Consider the following 17922-nt stretch of genomic DNA (forward strand, 5'->3'; position numbering starts at 1 on the left):
ACCTTTCTAGTCATGAAAGGGTGAAATGACCACCTGGCAGATTCAAAAGGCTAAAGCGCGGTTCAGCGAGCTCCTCGAACAGGTGTCTCGGGATGGACCGCAGACGATCACCAAACACGGCAAGCCGACGGCTGTTGTTGTTTCGATCACCGACTACGAGGCTCTCCGGCGACAAAGGCCAAGTCTAGTGGACTATCTGAAGAGCGGGCCCTCGTTCGAGGGCGTTGATCTGGAGCGTTCGAAAGATACCGGGCGAGCAGTCGATCTATGACGGATCGCGGTTACCTGCTGGATACCAATGTCGTTTCCGAGTCGACGCACGCCCGGCCGGACGCAAGGGTCTCCGCTTTTCTGGATCGAGTCCCCCGGGAGATGGCGTTTCTCAGCGTTCTCACCATCGGCGAACTTCGCAAGGGCGTGGAAATCCGGCGGCGTCACGATCAAGTTCATGCGGAACGGTTGAGCGCGTGGGTCGACGGGCTCGAAGAGATTTATGCCGATGCCCTGCTCCCTGTCGATTCGACAATCGCAAGCCTTTGGGGTCGGCTCGCCGCCAATCGGCCGCGTCCGGTTGTCGATACGCTGCTGGCGGCCACCGCGATCAACCGCGGACTGACACTGGTCACCCGTAATGTGCGCGACATCGCCGATACCGGTGTCGTCTGGATCGATCCGTGGCAGGACGAGTCCTCCCCATGAAAGACACCGCCGGCACAGACACCAAGGCAGCGTTCACGGTGACGGCCATCGATCACGTTCAGGTCGCGGTGCCGCCCGGCTCCCAGGATCGGAGCCGCGCTTTCTACGTCGACATCCTCGGCATGGCCGAGATCGATAAGCCCGCGGCGCTGAAGTCCCGTGGTGGCCTCTGGGTTGCCGCCGGCGGCCAGCAACTCCATCTGGGCGTTGAACAGGATTTTCGACCAGCTCGTAAGGCCCATCCGGCGTTCCGGGTCGACAACATCGATTCGACGGCGAAGAGGATCGCGGAGGCCGGCTACGACGTAGCTTGGGCGTCGCCGCAAGAGATACCCGGTCGTCGACGTTTCTTCACCGCCGATCCATTCGGCAACCGTCTCGAGTTTATCGCGGAGTTATGACCATGCGTGAGATCAGCGATATCGAAAACCGACTGCGGAGCGCCGCCGCCAAGCGAATCCTGGTGCTCGACGGTGCGATGGGAACGATGATCCAGTCGCTGAAACTGACCGAGGAGGATTTTCGCGGGTCGCGTTTCGCCGACTGGCCGAGCGAGCTCAAGGGCAACAACGACCTGTTGAACCTGACCCAGCCGGAGCACATTCGTCGCTTCCACGTGGAATATCTTCGCGCCGGCGCCGACATCGTAGAGTCCAACACCTTCTCCTCGACGTCGATCGCCCAGGCCGACTATGGCATGGAGGACTTGGCCTACGAGTTGAACAGGGAAGGGGCGCGGCTGGCCAAGGAGGCTTGCGACGAAGTCACCGCTGACGAGCCCGAGCGGCCGCGCTTCGTCGCCGGCACGATCGGGCCGACCAACCGGTCCGCGTCGATATCGCCGGATGTTAACGATCCCGGTTTCCGCAATGTCACCTTTGACGATCTGGTGGCGGCCTATGGCGAAGCTACCCGCGGCCTGATCGACGGTGGCGCCGACCTTATCCTGATCGAAACGATCTTCGACACGCTCAACGCCAAGGCGGCGGTCGTTGCTGTCGACGAGGTGTCGCGCGAGAAGGGCGTCGGCCTGCCGGCCATGATTTCCGGGACGATCACCGATCGGTCGGGGCGGACGCTGTCGGGCCAGACGCCGACCGCGTTCTGGTACTCGCTCCGCCACGCCAAGCCCTTCACCATCGGCCTCAACTGCGCCCTCGGCGCGGCCGAGATGCGCGCCCACATGGACGAGATCGCTCGGACCGCGGACACGCTGACTTGCGCCTATCCGAACGCCGGTCTGCCGAACGAGTTCGGTGAGTATGACGAGTCGCCCGAGGCGATGGCCGAGCAACTCGGCGAATTCGCTCGTTCCGGGCTCGTCAATGTCGTCGGTGGATGCTGCGGGACCACGCCGGAACATGTCAGCGCCATAGCCGCTGCTGTCGAAGGCGTCGCGCCGCGTCCGCTGCCGGAGGATAAGCCGCGCCTCAGGCTATCGGGGCTCGAACCGTTCGAGGCGGCGTAGGGCCTGATACCGGACCCGCGTAGAGCAACCGATTTCGCCATGACCGAAGCCACCGCGACCTTCATCAACATCGGTGAGCGCACCAACGTTACCGGGTCGGCGCGCTTCCGCAAGCTGATCACCGCTGGCGACTACGACACGGCGCTCGACGTTGCCCGCAACCAGGTCATCAACGGCGCTCAGATCCTCGACGTCAACATGGACGAGGGGCTGCTCGATTCTGAAGCGGCGATGGCGACCTTCCTCAACCTGATGGCGGCCGAACCTGACATCGCCCGCGTGCCGGTGATGGTCGACTCGTCCAAGTGGTCGGTGATCGAGGCCGGGCTGAAATGCGTTCAGGGCAAGTCGATCGTCAACTCGATCTCGCTGAAGGAGGGCGAGGCGCAGTTTCGTGAACAGGCGGCGAAGGTGCTCAGCTATGGGGCGGCGGTGGTCGTCATGGCCTTCGACGAAACCGGCCAGGCCGACACATTCGAGCGCAAGACCGAAATCTGCGCTCGAGCCTATCGCATTCTCGTCGAGGAGGTCGGCACCGCGCCGGAGGACATCATCTTCGACCCCAACATCTTCGCGGTTGCGACGGGAATCGAGGAACACAACAACTACGCGGTCGACTTCATCGAGGCGACCCGGTGGATTCGGCAGAACCTGCCCTACGCGCATGTTTCCGGCGGCGTCTCCAATCTGTCGTTCTCGTTCCGCGGCAACGAGGGGGTCCGCGCCGCCATGCATGCGGTCTTCCTGTATCACGCTATCGCTGCCGGGATGGACATGGGGATCGTCAACGCTGGCGCGCTGCCGGTCTATGACGACATCGATCCTGAACTCCGCGACCTCGCCGAAGACGTGGTGCTCAATCGGCGGGACGACGCGACCGAGCGGCTGCTCGAAGCCGCCGCGCGGTTCAAGGGTGGCGGTGCAGCCAAGACCGAGGTCGACCTCGCTTGGCGCGAATGGCCGGTGGAGAAGCGGCTGGAACATGCGTTGGTCAAGGGCATCACCGATTTCATCGAGGACGACACCGAGGAAGCGCGCCAAGGCGCGGTCAGGACGCTCGAAGTGATCGAAGGCCCGCTGATGGCGGGGATGAACGTGGTCGGCGACCTGTTCGGCTCGGGCAAGATGTTCCTGCCGCAGGTGGTGAAATCGGCTCGGGTGATGAAGCAGGCGGTCGCCTACCTAATGCCGTTCATGGAGCAGGAGAAGGCGGAGCAGGGCCTTGGCGGCAGCAGCCTCGCCGGGCGGATTCTGCTCGCTACGGTGAAGGGGGATGTTCACGACATCGGCAAGAACATCGTTGGCGTCGTGCTCCAGTGCAACAACTACGAGGTCATTGACCTTGGGGTCATGGTACCGGCCAACAAGATCCTGGAGACAGCGCGCGACAAGGAAGTCGACATTATCGGCCTCTCCGGCCTGATCACGCCGTCGCTGGACGAGATGTGCCACGTAGCGGCGGAGATGGAGCGGGAAGGCTTCGATGTGCCGCTGCTGATCGGCGGCGCGACCACCAGCCGCGTGCACACGGCGGTGAAGATCGACCCGAACTACGAGCGCGGCCAGACGGTACACGTACTAGACGCAAGCCGCGCCGTCGGGGTTGCCGGCAGCCTGCTCGGCGACGGCCGCGCCGACTACATGGCTGCGGTGCGCGATGAATACCGCCAGGTCGCGGAAAACCACGCGCGCGGGCTGGCGGAGAAGCGGCGTGTGTCTTTGGCGGACGCCCGTGCCAACGCGTTCGCCCCGGATTGGTCCACTTATGCGCCGCCCGCGCCGAAGCTGATCGGGACCCGGGTGTTCGACGACTATCCGGTCGCCGACCTCGTCCCTTACATCGACTGGACACCGTTCTTCGCCGCTTGGGAGATCAAGGGCACCTATCCGCTGCTTCTTGACGATCCCAAGGTCGGCGAAGCAGCGCGGTCGCTTTTCGCCGATGCCCAGGCAATGCTCGGCAAGATGGTGGCCGAGGATTGGCTGTCCGCGCGCGGGGTGGTCGGATTCTGGCCGGCCAACCGCGAGGGAGACGACATCGTCGTTTACGCCGACAACGAGCGGTCGACGGAGCGCGCGCGGCTCCACACCTTGCGTCAACAGATCGCCCGGTCTGGCAACAGGCGCAAACATGTGGCGCTGGCCGACTTCGTCGCTCCGATCGGCGCCGGCGCCGATTACGTCGGCGGTTTCGCGGTGACGGCGGGTATTGGCGAGGAGGCGGTGGCAGCGCGGTTCGCGCGGGCCAACGACGACTACTCCAAGATCCTCAGCCAGGCGCTGGCCGACCGGCTGGCCGAGGCGTTTGCCGAGCGGATGCACGAAGAGGTCCGCAAGACACTGTGGGGCTACGTGCCGGACGAGGCGTACTCAAAGCAAGAGCTGATCGCCGAAGGCTATCGCGGCATCCGTCCGGCGCCGGGCTATCCGGCGCAGCCCGACCACACCGAGAAACAGACACTGTTCGACCTGCTCGGCGCTGAAGCCGCGACCGGCATCCGGCTGACCGAGAGCTACGCCATGTGGCCGGCGTCGTCGGTCTCCGGCCTCTACTTCGCTCACCCCGACAGCTACTATTTCGGCGTTGGCCGGATCGAGGCCGACCAGGTCGCCGACTACGCAGCGCGCAAGGGCTGGACGGTGGAAGAGGCTGAGCGCTGGCTGGCGCCCATCCTCAACTATCAGCCGCAGCGGGATGCAGCAGCATGACCGGCCGCGACGACGTGTCGAGGTAAACCACGCACCCTCACGGCGTATCGAGGGCCTCGAGCAGGGCGAGCTCGCGCTCATAGCGTTCGCGGACCGATGCGCTGGGCTCGATCTCCGTGGGATAACCTGTGCTTGCGAACGCGGCCGTGGATGTCGCGTCGGCCAGCCCTCGCGCGATGGCCTCGACCGTGGCCTCGGTCATGTACTGGCTTCCGAACAGTGCCGCGGCGATTGTGAAGCCAAGCATTTCATCGCCAGAGATCTCGGCTAACGTCGGTGTGTCCGGATGGGCGGCCGAGCGTTCCGTGCCGAAGCTGACGATCGGCACGACGCCGTCGCTGCTGGACGCGTCGTTGAACGTCGTGATCAAGGGATCGGTGATGATCCCAAGCTCCGCCTCGCCATTTACCACTGCATCGAAGATCGCCTGTGGGCCAATTCGCTGGACTTCGGTGAAGCTGGCGTCGAGTACCTTGCCGAGCATCTTCTCGGCGACCGCGAACGATGATTGTGGCCCCGCACCTGCCATTGTGAACGTACGCTGGCCCGCGGCATCCTTGAGCGCCGACCAGCTGGCATAGTCGGCGCCCTGTCGGGCAAACAACGTGACCCCATAGCCGCTTCCGAACTGGGCCACCGGACTGAGCAAAGCCAGGCTGAACTCGCGACCGCCGGAGTATTGCTTCATCACCAGGTTCATCGTCGACGAGACAATGACCACGCTGCCGGTTTCGTCCTGGACCACTTGATCGACGCCGACCCAGCCGCCATCGCCCGTGGCCGCTTTGATCGCCACGTCACGGCCGAGCGCCTGCGAGAGCGGTTCGGAGACCGCTTGCATGATCGCCTCGAAGGCGCCGCCCGGATGCGGAATCAACACGGTCAACGCGTCCTCCGACCGGGCTTGGCTCAAGGTTGCAAGCACCAAGGGTGCGGCGCCTGCGGCGAGCAGAAGATCGCGTCTGGTCAACATTGGTGCGCTTTCCTCCCAAAAAACGTCTAACAGGCGCTGACACTAGCCCAATTCAGCGCAAAAGCGAAAAAGGCGGCTGGCTCGTGTCCCCGGCGTAGCAAAGGCGTTTTGCTACCGCTAAGGTCCACCGATACCGGCGGCGGGAGTATGGCGTGCAGACCGAATCGATCGACTACGGCGATGACGCCGGAGCCAGACGCCTGTTTCTGTTGCGATTGGTCGTTGTCGCCGCGCTCGGCGGGCTGCTGTTCGGCTACGATACCGCTGTCGTCTCCGGCGCGATTATTTACGTTCGCCAGGATTTCAATCTGAGTGCCGCCGCTGTCGGTTGGACCGTGTCCGCGGCGCTGGTCGGGGCCGCCTTCGGTGCCGCTTTCGCCGGCCGAGCCAGCGACCGTTTCGGCCGAAAGCTGACCCTGATCGTTGCCGCGATCCTGTTCCTCGGCACGGCGATCGGTTCGGCGATGGCCGATTCCTTAGCCCTGCTGCTTATCATGCGAGCCATTGGCGGCATCGGCGTCGGGATCGTCTCCGTGGTCTCTCCCCTCTATCTGTCGGAAGTCGCGCCGGCGCGGCTGCGGGGCGGGCTGGTCTCGACCTACCAGCTTGCCCTGACCGTCGGGATGCTGCTGGTCTATCTCGTCAACTACCTGATCGCTACATCCGGCACGGTGGAGTGGGACATCGCTTATGGCTGGCGCTGGATGTTCGCGTCGCAAGCCGTGCCCGCGGCCATTCTCCTCGGTGCTTTGTTGACGGTGCCCGAAAGTCCGCGCTGGCTGTTCTTTCACGGACAGCGGGACAAAGCGGCCGCGATTCTCAAACGAATCCTAGCACCCACCGACGTGGCGAACGAGCTCCACAACATGGGCGACATTCAAGACACCCATGAGACTCGAACGGGCTCCCGGTATTCACCGGCCGTGCGCCGTATCGTCGTGATCGGCGTCTTGCTGGCGGTGTTCCAGCAGGTCAGCGGTATCAACGTGCTCCTCTATTTCGCGCCGCAGATTTTTGAGACCGTGACCGGTGCGGGCGCCGACTTCGCGTTGTTGGAGACCATCATTATCGGCGTTGCCAATCTGACATTCACGCTGGTGGCCCTGTTCACGGTCGATAAGTTTGGTCGTCGGATCCTGATGCTGATTGGATTCGCCATTATGGGCATCTGCATCGCGATTATCGGCGTCGCCATCTATTTGAACGCGGTCGGACCGCTACTGATCTTGCTCGTCATCGGCTACGTGGCGGGCTTCGCGGTTGCGGTAGGGCCGGTGACGTGGGTGATTCTCTCGGAGATCTTTCCAGCCCGCATTAGGGGCACTGCCGTCGGGATTGCCCTTATGGCCAACTGGCTCGCGAACGTCGCGGTCTCCCAGACCTTCGCACAGATGGATTCCAACGCCTGGCTCATCGCCGTATTCAACCACGCTTTTCCGTTCCTGCTCTATGCCGGGTTCTGCCTGCTGGCGGTGATCTTCGTCTACCGCTTCATCCCGGAAACCAAGGGCCGGAGCCTGGAGGATATCGAAGCGTCGGAATTGGGCGGCCAATCGGCGACCTGAAAGCTGCTACGACCGGGCCGGCCAGGGTACCTCCCGCGTTCCATAGACCGGGCCTTAGCAGTCCAATGCGCGCGGGTGCCGACAGGCGTTGCGCTTCCGCCGCACCCGCCGAGAAAACGACCGGACCAATACCAATCGCTCATCTCCTGTGGTTATCTCCCGCGCTGGTCGTCACGGTGCCCGAGGATAGGATTGATGGGGCATGGTCTCACACCGTTGGGTCGTTTGGTCGGCGCTGCCCTGGTCGGCGCAGCGTTAGCCGTACCCGCGTCGGCGAACATCATCGACGGGACCGACGATCGCGACTCGCTGCTGGTGCTCGGCCCGCAACTCGGTCTTTCGGATGACGAAATCGCGCGGATTCGGAAGGTCTCCGGCTATGTCGGCTGCTTCCGTCCGACCCCGTCGCTGGGCTCCGGTGCGCTGTTCTTGACCAACAATCAGATCCTTACCGCCGGCCACGTCTTCTTCGACCCGACGACGGGCCTGCGGCGGTCCAACTGCTTCTTCAAAAACCAGGAGGAGCCGTTCGTTCAGGTCGACTTGGTTCCGGAGGCAGCACGATTCGGGGCCGTGCCGCCACGGCCCGGGTCCAACTACGATTTCGCGATCGTACCCCTGGTCAGGCCGATCGAAGGGGCCGAGCCGTTTCCGGTTGCCGAGGACGCGCCGGTGCGCGCCGGCGACAAGTTGATCGTCGTTACCGCCCACCCGGCCGGCATGGAGAAGGAGGTTCCCAACGAGATCCCCGTCGTCCAGCCCTGCACCATCCGGCGGGTGCCGGTGTCGACCAGCATCACGTCGTTCTATCGGTCCGATTGCGACGCCAGCGGCTCATCGTCGGGAGGCATGAATCTGTCCCGCGTCGATGGCGAACTCGTCTATCGCGGCGTGACCATCACCACCGGCCTTTGGCGCGACCCGGCGATGCGCGGCGCCCCTTACGACGAAAAGCGCGGCAGTGTCACCACCGCGCTCGGGACCGATGCGGCGGTGCTCAAAGCCGCGAAGGAACTTGCGATCGACAATCTCTTCTGGGCGGCGGGCCCGCGGTTGATCAGCAACCCGCCGCCATCGCAGTAGCGCGGTGGACAAGAAGCCCGATTTAGCCGGCGTTTTGGCCGCATGGCGACTGTCGCGCATCTGGGATAAACCAGACGGCGCAAACGAACGGCCGGCATACTAGCGCTAGAAGGCGGCGACGGAACATCATGCTCCCCCAGATCTGGCCGGCGATTCTGACCCTGGGCTGGATCCTGTTCGCGATTGCCGCGGGCGAGGGGGTGATGGCGTTGTTCGCGCTCGCCACCCAGGATGGCCACGCGCAGGAGTTCGGCGTTTCGGCCGCCATCACAGCACTAGTCGCTGGCGCCTGCGTGCTCACCACACGAGGACGCCCGTTCGACCTCAAGTTCCGCGACGCAACGTTGCTCACCGTTGTCGCCTGGATCGTGGTGCCGGCCTTCGCGGCGATACCTCTGGTGGCGGAGCCGGTCGGTCTGTCGCCGGTTGATGCTTATTTCGAGATGGTTTCGGGGATCACCACGACCGGAGCGACGGTCATGGTCGGCCTTGATCAGACCGCGCCGTCGGTTCTGCTCTGGCGCTCGACCTCCCAGTGGATCGGCGGCATCGGCATCATCGGCTTCGCGATCGTCATCCTGCCGTTCCTCAAGATCGGCGGGATGCAGCTCTTCCGTCTCGAGTTCACCGAGCGCTCCGAAAAGGCGCTGCCGCGGATGCGGAGCATCGCGACGGCGATCGTCGAAATCTACCTGATCCTCACCGCGGCATGCTTCTTCGTCTACTGGATGCTGGGGATGACGCCGTTCGACGCGCTGAACCACGCGATGACCACCATCTGCACGGCCGGGTTCTCCACCCACGATGCGTCATTCGGCTACTTCGATTCGCCTGCCCTGGAGTGGGCGGCGATACTGTTCATGATCCTGGGCGCGCTGCCGTTCATGGCGTTGCTGCGGATGTTGCGCGCCGGCGCCTTCAAGGAGCGGTTCGATCCGCAGGTGCGCACCTTCCTGGTGGTGCTGGTGGTTCTGGTCGTGGTGTTCTCGGTGTGGATGCTCTTGTCGCAGACTCTTCCGGCCGGCCGGGCGCTGACCAAGTCAGCCTTCAATGTGGTCTCCATCGCTACCACCACCGGCTACACGTCGGCCAATTATGTCCAGTGGGGAACGTTCGCCGCCGTCTGGTTCTTCGCGCTCAGCTTCATGGGCGGCTGCACCGGGTCGACCGCCGGGGCGATCAAGATCTTTCGCTTCAAGGTCATGTACGCGGTGGTCAAGCAGCACATCCAGCGGACCATCTATCCGCATGCGGTAGCACCGATCCGCTACGGCGATCGGGTGATCTCCGACGAGCAGGCAGGCTCGGTCGGCGTCTTCGTCTTCCTCTATCTGGTGTCGTTCGCCGCGATTGCGGTCATCATGTCGGCGCTCGGCATGGGCGGCGAGACCAGCCTGTCGATCGCTGCGTCAGCGATCGGTAACATCGGCCCGGGCATCGGCGACGTGATCGGACCCGACGGCAACTTCTCAAGCCTGCCCGACACCGCCAAGATCATTATGTGCCTGGCGATGATCATGGGCCGGCTGGAAATCCTCGCCGTGCTCGTCCTGTTCATGCCGAGCTTCTATCGGTGAGCCCGCCCCCCGGACACAACAAAGCCGGGCGCTGGTTCCCGGCACCCGGCAACGAAAAGAACTGGAACTCAAGACCCGGCGAGTATCAAACAGCGCCCACAACAACAGCGGCGATGAAGACGAACGCGGCGCACACGATGATCACATGGATCGGGCGGGCTAGGCTCATAAGGGTGCCTCCATTCCAAATGAGACTGCCGCTATTTTAGCCCCGCACAGGGTATCGGCGAAGCGAATTGTATGCTGCGCTGCAACCGGCGCTCTCTCCGTGTTCTAAGAATGCCGCTTAACTCTCTATAAGCACACGACACCTGTCTGTGGTCGCGGTCGGCAAAAAAGTGTTGCCAAGCTGATCGGGTTCGGCCATTCCGGCTCTGGCGGAGGGTTGTCGCAGCCATCGTCTGGCAAACGCTGGTTTCGCTACCGGGGCACGGCTGCTAGCGTTTGAAAGGTGACCGGCCGCCGCCGGGGGAAGGGGCAGGAAGACCGCGGATGAAGAGGTTCGCAGCGGCGCGCGAGGTCGTTCAGTCCCTGCGCCCGGACCAGCCCATCTACTGTTTTCGTCCAGGCGTTCTGGCGGCCGACGCGCGGGCTTTTGTCGAGGCGTTTCCAGGCAAGACCGCCTACGCGGTCAAGACCAACAGCGAGCCAATGGTGCTCGATACCCTGGCGTCGGCGGGGGTCTCGTGTTTCGACGTGGCGTCGCCGGCCGAGTTCGAGGCCGCCCGAGCAGTCAATGCCAATGCCGAGTTGCTCTACACCCATCCGGTCAAGGCCCAGTCGGACATCAGGCTCGCGCTCGAACGCTACGGTATCCGCGTTCTGGCGCTCGATCATGAGGATGAGGTCGCCAAGATCTTGCGGATCGTGCGAGGCCTCGATCTCGATCCGGAAGAAATCACGCTGTTAGTTCGCATTGCCGTGCGCGGCCAGGCGGCCTACGAGCTCTCCAAGAAGTTCGGCGCTGCGCCGGGTCACGCGGTGGAACTGGTCAAGCGCATCTATGGTGTCGGCTTCAAGGTCGGGCTGTGTTTCCACGTTGGCAGCCAGGTCGCCGACACGGGCACTTACGAACGGGCGATCGCTTCGGTGGCGTGGGTGCGATCGCGGGCCGGCGTGCCACTGGCGCTGCTGGATATCGGCGGCGGGTTTCCGGCGCCCTATGGTCATGACCCGCGACAGGCGCCACCGCCGCGGCAGGACACCCAGGCTCTCGTCACCGGCATCGTGTCGGAAATCGGCGAATGGGGTCTCGACGACATCCCGTTGGTTGCCGAACCGGGGCGGGTGATTGTCGCCCGCTCGTTCTCGCTGATCGTCCGGGTGCTCCTGCGCAAGGGGCGGCGGCTTTACATCAACGATGGCATCTGGGCGTCGCTGTCCGACTCCTGGACCGGCAAGATCACCCTGCCGGCTCGCCTGTTACCGGATTCGGCGCGGCGCAAGCGGGCCGGCAATCCGGACTCGGTGGTTCCGTTCAAGGTCTGTGGCGCGACCTGCGATTCCGTCGACATATTGTCGCGGCCCTTCTACCTGCCGGAGACGGTCGGTACCGGTGACTGGATCGAGATTGGCCACATCGGTGCTTACTCGCTGGCGCTCCGGACCCGGTTCAATGGCTTCTACCCGGACACCTTCGTCGAAGTGACCACGCCGTTCGAGGCGGCCGGCCCGGCGGAAAGCCTTGCGTCGCTGGAAACAATGGCGGATTAACGAGGAGCCGCCGCGAAAAAGGCGGAAACGGCTGCGTCAATTCCGCCGTCGGTATGGGTGACAGAAGGGCTTTCCGTGACAGCTTTGAGGGGTAGGCGTTTCGCGGGGATCGGACCCCGGTCCATGGTTCTGGCGATCGGCGCGTTTGCGCTCGCCGGATGCAATATCGGCGAGTACCAGTTCACCGAAGTGGAAGGCCGCGGCGGCTGGCGCGCCGAGAAGGAGCGCGCCTGCATGGCGACACGCGAACTGTCCGACAGCATTGTCCAGGTTGACGCGATCGTCGAGGAGATCGAGTGCGGCATGGACTTCCCGCTGGAGGTTTCTGCGTTGTCGTCGAGCACCGTGGTCGTCAGCCCCAAGGCAACGATCGGCTGTCCGCTGACCGACAAGCTCGAAGATTGGATCGCTGGGTCGGTGCAGCCGGCGGCGCAATCCAAGTTCGGTTCCAAGGTGGTGGAGATCAAGCAAATCTCCGCGTACGCCTGCCGCAAACGCAACAACTTCGGCAAGGAGTTTTCCGAGCACGCCTTCGGCAACGCCCTCGATATCGCCGGCTTCAAACTCGCCAACGGCCGTGAGTTCTCCATTGCGGGTGGTTGGAAGGGCGATGCACAGGAGCAGGCGTTCCTCCGCGAGGTGTTCGCCGGCGCCTGCGAGCGGTTCACCACGACCCTGGGGCCGGGCAGCAACATCTTGCACTACAACCATATTCATATGGACCTGGCACAGCTCGCACCGGACGGCTCGCCGAAGATGTGCAAGCCGCCACCGCAAGGTGGCGTTCCGGCCGTGGCAGCCACACCAGCACCGACGCCGGCCGCTGCCGACGGCGCGACACCGCCGGTGACCGCGGAGCCGGAGATCATCCCGGCCGACACGGCGACGCCGGGCGCGGATTGATCCCCAAGCCGATTGCTGCGCTGCCCATCTCAGCCGCCGCGTTGGGCACCCGTAAACGCAGGCTTTTGACTCTTCCTTAATCCCGCCTGCGCCAAGGTGCCGGCATGCTCCGTCGCGTTGCGTATCTGACGGTGACCGCCGTTCTGTGTCTTGGGGTCGGCGGGTGTGCCCTGAACTTTCTCGGCTTCGAGCGGCGCGATGCGTGGCGCGGCCAAGCCGAGCGCGCGTGCATGGCACACAAACCACAATCCTATTTCGTCCGCCAGGCCAGCGCGATCAACGGCCGCGGCACCTGCGGTCTCGACTATCCTTTGAAGGTTCAGGCGCTTGAAGACGGCACCATCGGTGTCGGGCCGGGCGCGACCCTCAACTGCCCCATCAAGGCGACGCTCGAATATTGGATGCGCCACTCGGTCCAGCCCGCATCGTTCGCCTATTTCGGCATGCCGATCGTCGAGATTCGGCAGGTTTCCAGCTACAGCTGCCGCACCCGCAACAACAAGCGCGGCGCCGCGCTGTCCGAGCACGCCTTCGGCAACGCCATCGACATCGCAGCGTTCAAGCTGGCGAACGGCCGGGTGGTGACCATCAAATCGGGCTGGCGCGGCCGGTCGGACGAGCGCGCCTTTCTCCGCGAAGTCTTCGCCAGCGCCTGTAAAACCTTCAAGACCACGCTCGGTCCCGGCGCCGCTTATCACGCCGATCATTTTCACGTTGACCTTGCCCGCCACGGCAAGTCGGGTACATCGACCTACTGCAAGCCTAAGCCAAGCATGACACCGCCCGCCCGGCCGCCGTTCGAGGGCGCCCGCTATGCGGCATTTCCCGGTCAGCCGCGCTACGGTTTGGCGCAGGCCTACACGGGCGGGATCAGCCAGCCGGATCAGATACTGCTGACCGAGCAGCCGCCGTCGTTCGAAGGGTCGCCTTTCTTTTCGGCGAAGCCGCGCTAGGCGCTACGGCTAACGCCTCAATCTTGTCATGCGCACCGCCTCCGGGCAGTGCTAGGCTCGGTTCGATACTTGGAACACAGGAGGGTCGCTACCATGCGGAAATTGGGATTAGCGCTGACGGCCGCGCTGGTATTGGCGGGAACGCCGTCGCTATCGGTCGCTGATGACGGAATCCCGGACCTGACCGGGACGTGGTCGGTCACCCTGGGAACGACGATCCTGGCCGACGGCACGGTCAATCAACATCCCCAGGACTATGCCAGCCACGTCTTCGAGATCACCGACCAAACCGGCTCGGTGTTCAAGGCGACGCACACACTTGTTCCGAAAGAAGAGACGAAGACGGGCACCCATTCCGGCACACCGCTGCGCGGACAGACCACCAACCTGATCGGTGCGGTCGATGGCACCGGTCCGTTCGTCATCCTCGCCGATATCGGCGATACGACGACATTCCAGTGCAACCTCATCGACGAGGAGACCATGCGCTGCCTCGCCGCCGAAGCCGGAGACCATGCCGTCGCCAGCTTCATGCTGCTGAAGCGTCAGCAGCAGTAGCGATCACGCCTTGCCGTAGCCGCCACCGGTCGGCGTGGTGACGATCACTGCGTCGCCGGGTTCGACTACGGTCTGATCGCATCCTTCCAGGGGTTCGATACGCCCGTCTGCGCGTCGCACTGCGGTCGCGCCGGTTTCGCCATTGTTGCCACCGTCCAACCCGTTGGGCCGCGCGGTGCGGTGTGAGGCGAGGATGGCGCAATCCATCGCTTCGAGGAAACGGATGGTGCGCTCGGTTCCGCTCCCCGCCGTCCAGCGCCCCTTGCCCCCAGACCCCTTGCGGATGTGGAAGTCCTCCAAGAGAACCGGGAATCGGTACTCCAGTATTTCCGGATCGGTCAGGCGCGAATTGGTCATATGGGTGTGGACACCATCGACGCCGTCGTATCCCGGCCCTGCCGGCGCGCCCGAACAGATCGTCTCGTAGTACTGAAGCCGGTCGTTACCGAAGGTGAGGTTGTTCATCGTCCCCTGCGCCGCCGCCATCGCGTCGAGTGCGCTGAGAAGACAATCGGTGACCTGCTGGCTGGTCTCGACATTGCCGGCGACGACCGCTGCCGGATATCGCGGCGACAGCATCGACCGATCCGGGATCACCACGTTGATCGGTCTCAGGCATCCGGCATTCATCGGGATCGGATCGTCGACCATCAGGCGGAAGCAGTAGAGCACCGCGGCGCGGGTCACCGGTTCCGGGGCGTTAAAGTTGGTCGGCTGTTCAGGGCTGGTGCCGGCGAAATCGACGGTCGCCTCGCGCTTGTCACGGTCGACGGTGATCTTGACAGAAATCGTGGCGCCCTGATCGGTCTTCACGGTGAAGGACGAGTCATGCAGGGCGTCGATCACCCGACGGACGCTCTCCGCCGCGTTATCCTGGACGTGCCCCATATAGGCACGCACCACGTCGAGGCCAAAGTGATCGACCATCTTGCGGAGCTCGAACACACCGCGCTCATTGGCGGCGATCTGGGCTTTCAGGTCGGCGATGTTCTGGGGGACGTTGCGGCATGGCCAGGGGTGGTCGGTGAGCAGCGAGACGAGCTCTTTCTCCCGGAATCGGCCGCCCTCGACCAGGCGGAAGTTGTCGATGAGGACGCCTTCCTCATCGACATTGGTCGCCCGCGGGGTCATCGATCCGGGCGCGGTTCCGCCGACGTCGGCGTGGTGGCCGCGCGAGGCGACCCAGAACAGGATCGGCCCCGGATCGTCAGCGGTCGCATCCGCTTCCGCGAACACGGGCGTGCAGACGGTGATGTCCGGCAGGTGGGTGCCGCCGTTGTACGGGGCGTTGAGCGCAAACACGTCGCCCGGGTGAACGTCGCCTTCGTTCAGGCGGACGATGGTCTCGACCGACCGGTCCATCGAACCGAGATGAACGGGCATATGCGGCGCATTGGCGACCAGCCGCCCGTCGCCGTCGAACACCGCGCAGGAGAAGTCGAGCCGTTCCTTGATGTTCACCGAATAGGCGGTGTTCTGCAGCGTTACACCCATCTGTTCGGCGATCGACATGAAGAGGTTGTTGAACACCTCGAGCATGACCGGATCGGCGTCGGTCCCGATCGCCGAGCGGGCGGGGAGGGGAACGGCCCGGTCGAGGACGATGTGATCGTGGGACGTAACGGTAGCGCGCCAGCCCGGTTCGATGACGATCGTCTGATGCGGCTCGATGATCAGCGCGGGCCCCATGATCCGCGCCCCCGGTTTCAGGTTTTCGCGGAGAAAAACGCCGGCGTCGTGCCAGGTGCCCTGGGTGAAGAATCGTGTCGTTTCATCGGGTTCCGGCGTCGCTTCAGTGATGTTGAGCTCTGGCTCACCGATGTCCGCGCCGCCACCCACGGCTTCGACTTCCACCGACTCGACGATCAGAGGTTTGTCCTCGAACGCAAAGCCAAACTGCTTGCGGTGGAGGGCAACGAAGGTGTCGGCGATCTCCGACGGCGGGATCAGCGTAGGCGCTTTCCCGGCCGCGAACGGCGCCTCCGCGACGGTGACCGGCAAGGTCATGTCGGTCCCATCGTAGCGGACATGGGCGCGGGCGAAGACGGTGATCTCAGCGTCGGCGACGCCCTGGCCGCGAAGCTCGTCAACGGTTTCCGCTTCCAGGGTCGCGACCGCGTCGGCAAGCGACAAGTCGGCGTCGAGGGGCAACATCGCGGCGCGGTTGCGGGTGGCGCGGATATCGGCAAGCCCCATGCCGTAGGCCGATAGAACGCCGCTGTAAGGATGGATCAGGACGGTCTTGATGCCGAGCGTGTCAGCGACCATGCAGGCGTGCTGACCGCCGGCGCCGCCGAAACAGTTCAGCGCGTATTCGGTGACATCGTAGCCACGCTGGACCGAAATTTTCTTGATCGCGTTTGCCATGTTTTCGACCGCGATCTTGAGAAAGCCGTCGGCCACGTCCTCGGACGCTCGGCCGTCGCCTATGGTCTCGGTCAGGGCCTTGAAGCGGTCGGCGATCATGTCGGCATCGAGTGGCTGATCGCGGCGCGGTCCGAAGACATGGGGGAAGTACTTGGGCAGAAGCTTACCGACCATCAGGTTGGCGTCGGTGACGGCCAGTGGCCCACCCTGGCGGTAGCAGGCCGGCCCTGGTTGTGCACCAGCGGAGGCCGGCCCGACCTGAAAACGACCCTGCTCGTATTTGAGGATCGACCCGCCACCGGCAGCGACCGTGTTGATCCGCATCATCGGTGCCCGCATGCGCACGCCGGCGACCTCGGTCTCAAAGGCGCGCTCATATTCGCCGTCGAAATGGGAGACGTCGGTGGAGGTGCCGCCCATGTCGAAGCCAATGACCTTGCCGAAGCCGGCGAGCTTCGCCGTCTCGACCGCAGCGACCACACCGCCGGCCGGGCCTGACAGGATCGCGTCCTTGCCCTGAAACAGGTTGGCGTCGGTCAGGCCGCCGGACGACTGCATGAACATCAGCCGCGGACCGAGGTCGGCACGCTCGCCGTCTGGCGGCCGCACGGTTTGGGTCGAGGGCGGGCTGCTCAATTCGTGCGCCACCTTGAGTACATAGCGGCGCAAGAGCGGCGAGAGGTACGCGTCGACGACGGTGGTGTCGCCACGGCCGATCAGCTTAATCAGCGGCGACACCTCGTGGCTGGCCGAAACCTGCGGGAAACCCATGCGGCGGGCAAGTTCCGCCACCTGACGCTCATGCTCCGGCCACGCCCAGGCATGCATGAAGACGATCGCCACCGACCGGATGCCCGCCTGCCACGCGGCCTCGAGATGATGTTGCGCCGCGGCAAGATCGGGCGGTGTCTCGACCGTGCCGTCGGCGCGAACCCGCTCGTCGACCTCGCTTACCCGGTCGTAGAGCATCTCGGGCTTGATGATCCGCCGGGCGAAGATGTTCGGCCGGGCCTGGTAGCCAATTTCGAGGGCGTCGCGGAAGCCTTTGGTGGTCAGCAAGAGCACCCGGTCGCCCTTGCGTTCCAGCAGCGCATTGGTGGCGACGGTAGTGCCCATCTTGACCGAACCGATGGCATCGGAATCGATCCAGCCACCCGACGGGACGCCCATCAGCTTGCGGATGCCGTTGACCGCGGAATCGCGGTATTCGGCCCGATCCTCCGACAGGAGTTTCGCCGTGCTCAACCGTCCCTCGGGATCGCGGGCGACGATATCGGTGAAGGTGCCGCCGCGGTCGACCCAGAAGTCCCATTTGCCGGTGGTATTTGGTCGCATGATTTCTGGTGTTCCCCTT

The 17922-nt window shown here is 64.2% G+C and carries 12 protein-coding genes and 1 pseudogene; 11 read left to right on the plus strand and 2 right to left on the minus strand.

The genetic code is table 11. The features are described from left to right. Positions 1 to 25: 25 nt before the first annotated feature. The 4 genes and pseudogenes from ACO076_RS10675 to metH all read left to right on the plus strand — a co-directional run bounded on the left by ACO076_RS10675 (position 26) and on the right by metH (position 4876). Positions 26 to 271 carry a type II toxin-antitoxin system Phd/YefM family antitoxin gene (locus ACO076_RS10675; protein WP_421722816.1) on the plus strand — a complete coding sequence of 82 codons (246 nt, stop codon included), beginning with the start codon at positions 26 to 28 and terminating at the stop codon, positions 269 to 271. Beyond that, the gene (locus ACO076_RS10680; protein ID WP_421722817.1) at positions 268 to 699 is read left to right on the plus strand and encodes a type II toxin-antitoxin system VapC family toxin; all 432 of its coding nucleotides are present in this window, start codon (positions 268 to 270) and stop codon (positions 697 to 699) included. Before ACO076_RS10675 ends, ACO076_RS10680 begins: the two co-directional genes overlap by 4 nt. Continuing rightward, the gene (locus ACO076_RS10685; RefSeq protein ID WP_421722818.1) at positions 696 to 1100 is read left to right on the plus strand and encodes a VOC family protein; all 405 of its coding nucleotides are present in this window, start codon (positions 696 to 698) and stop codon (positions 1098 to 1100) included. The genes ACO076_RS10680 and ACO076_RS10685 overlap by 4 nt, the downstream gene beginning before the upstream one ends. A gap of 2 nt (positions 1101 to 1102) precedes the next feature. Then, a pseudogene (metH, locus tag ACO076_RS10690) lies at positions 1103 to 4876 on the plus strand (methionine synthase). A 37-nt stretch (positions 4877 to 4913) separates the two neighbouring features. On the opposite strand, the gene ACO076_RS10695 reads toward metH, so the two are convergent. Further along, complete coding sequence (locus ACO076_RS10695) at positions 4914 to 5849, minus strand: hypothetical protein (RefSeq protein WP_421722819.1); 936 nt, start codon at positions 5847 to 5849, stop codon at positions 4914 to 4916. Between the two features lie 152 nt (positions 5850 to 6001). Between ACO076_RS10695 and ACO076_RS10700 the strand changes: the two genes are divergently transcribed. The 7 genes from ACO076_RS10700 (at position 6002) to ACO076_RS10730 (ending at position 14201) form a co-directional block, all read left to right on the plus strand. Further along, complete coding sequence (locus ACO076_RS10700) at positions 6002 to 7414, plus strand: sugar porter family MFS transporter (RefSeq protein WP_421722820.1); 1413 nt, start codon at positions 6002 to 6004, stop codon at positions 7412 to 7414. 195 nt (positions 7415 to 7609) lie between these two features. Further along, a complete protein-coding gene (locus tag ACO076_RS10705) occupies positions 7610 to 8497 on the plus strand; it encodes a trypsin-like serine peptidase (protein ID WP_421722821.1) in 888 nt (295 codons plus the stop codon). A 128-nt stretch (positions 8498 to 8625) separates the two neighbouring features. After that, the gene (locus ACO076_RS10710; protein ID WP_421722822.1) at positions 8626 to 10074 is read left to right on the plus strand and encodes a TrkH family potassium uptake protein; all 1449 of its coding nucleotides are present in this window, start codon (positions 8626 to 8628) and stop codon (positions 10072 to 10074) included. 492 nt (positions 10075 to 10566) lie between these two features. Then, on the plus strand, positions 10567 to 11787 hold the full coding sequence (locus ACO076_RS10715; RefSeq protein ID WP_421722823.1) for an ornithine decarboxylase: 1221 nt from the start codon (positions 10567 to 10569) through the stop codon (positions 11785 to 11787). Between the two features lie 123 nt (positions 11788 to 11910). Continuing rightward, a complete protein-coding gene (locus tag ACO076_RS10720) occupies positions 11911 to 12690 on the plus strand; it encodes an extensin family protein (protein WP_421722824.1) in 780 nt (259 codons plus the stop codon). Between the two features lie 104 nt (positions 12691 to 12794). Further along, positions 12795 to 13643 carry an extensin family protein gene (locus tag ACO076_RS10725; RefSeq protein WP_421722825.1) on the plus strand — a complete coding sequence of 283 codons (849 nt, stop codon included), beginning with the start codon at positions 12795 to 12797 and terminating at the stop codon, positions 13641 to 13643. Between the two features lie 93 nt (positions 13644 to 13736). Continuing rightward, the gene (locus ACO076_RS10730) at positions 13737 to 14201 is read left to right on the plus strand and encodes a hypothetical protein (protein ID WP_421722826.1); all 465 of its coding nucleotides are present in this window, start codon (positions 13737 to 13739) and stop codon (positions 14199 to 14201) included. 3 nt (positions 14202 to 14204) lie between these two features. On the opposite strand, the gene ACO076_RS10735 is transcribed toward ACO076_RS10730, so the two are convergent. Then, entirely contained in the window at positions 14205 to 17903 is a 3699-nt protein-coding gene (locus ACO076_RS10735) for a hydantoinase B/oxoprolinase family protein (protein ID WP_421722827.1), read from the minus strand. Between the last annotated feature and the right edge of the window lie 19 nt (positions 17904 to 17922).

It is taken from the genome of Bauldia sp., assembly GCF_965232525.1.
Taxonomy (GTDB): Bacteria; Pseudomonadota; Alphaproteobacteria; order Rhizobiales; family Kaistiaceae; genus Bauldia.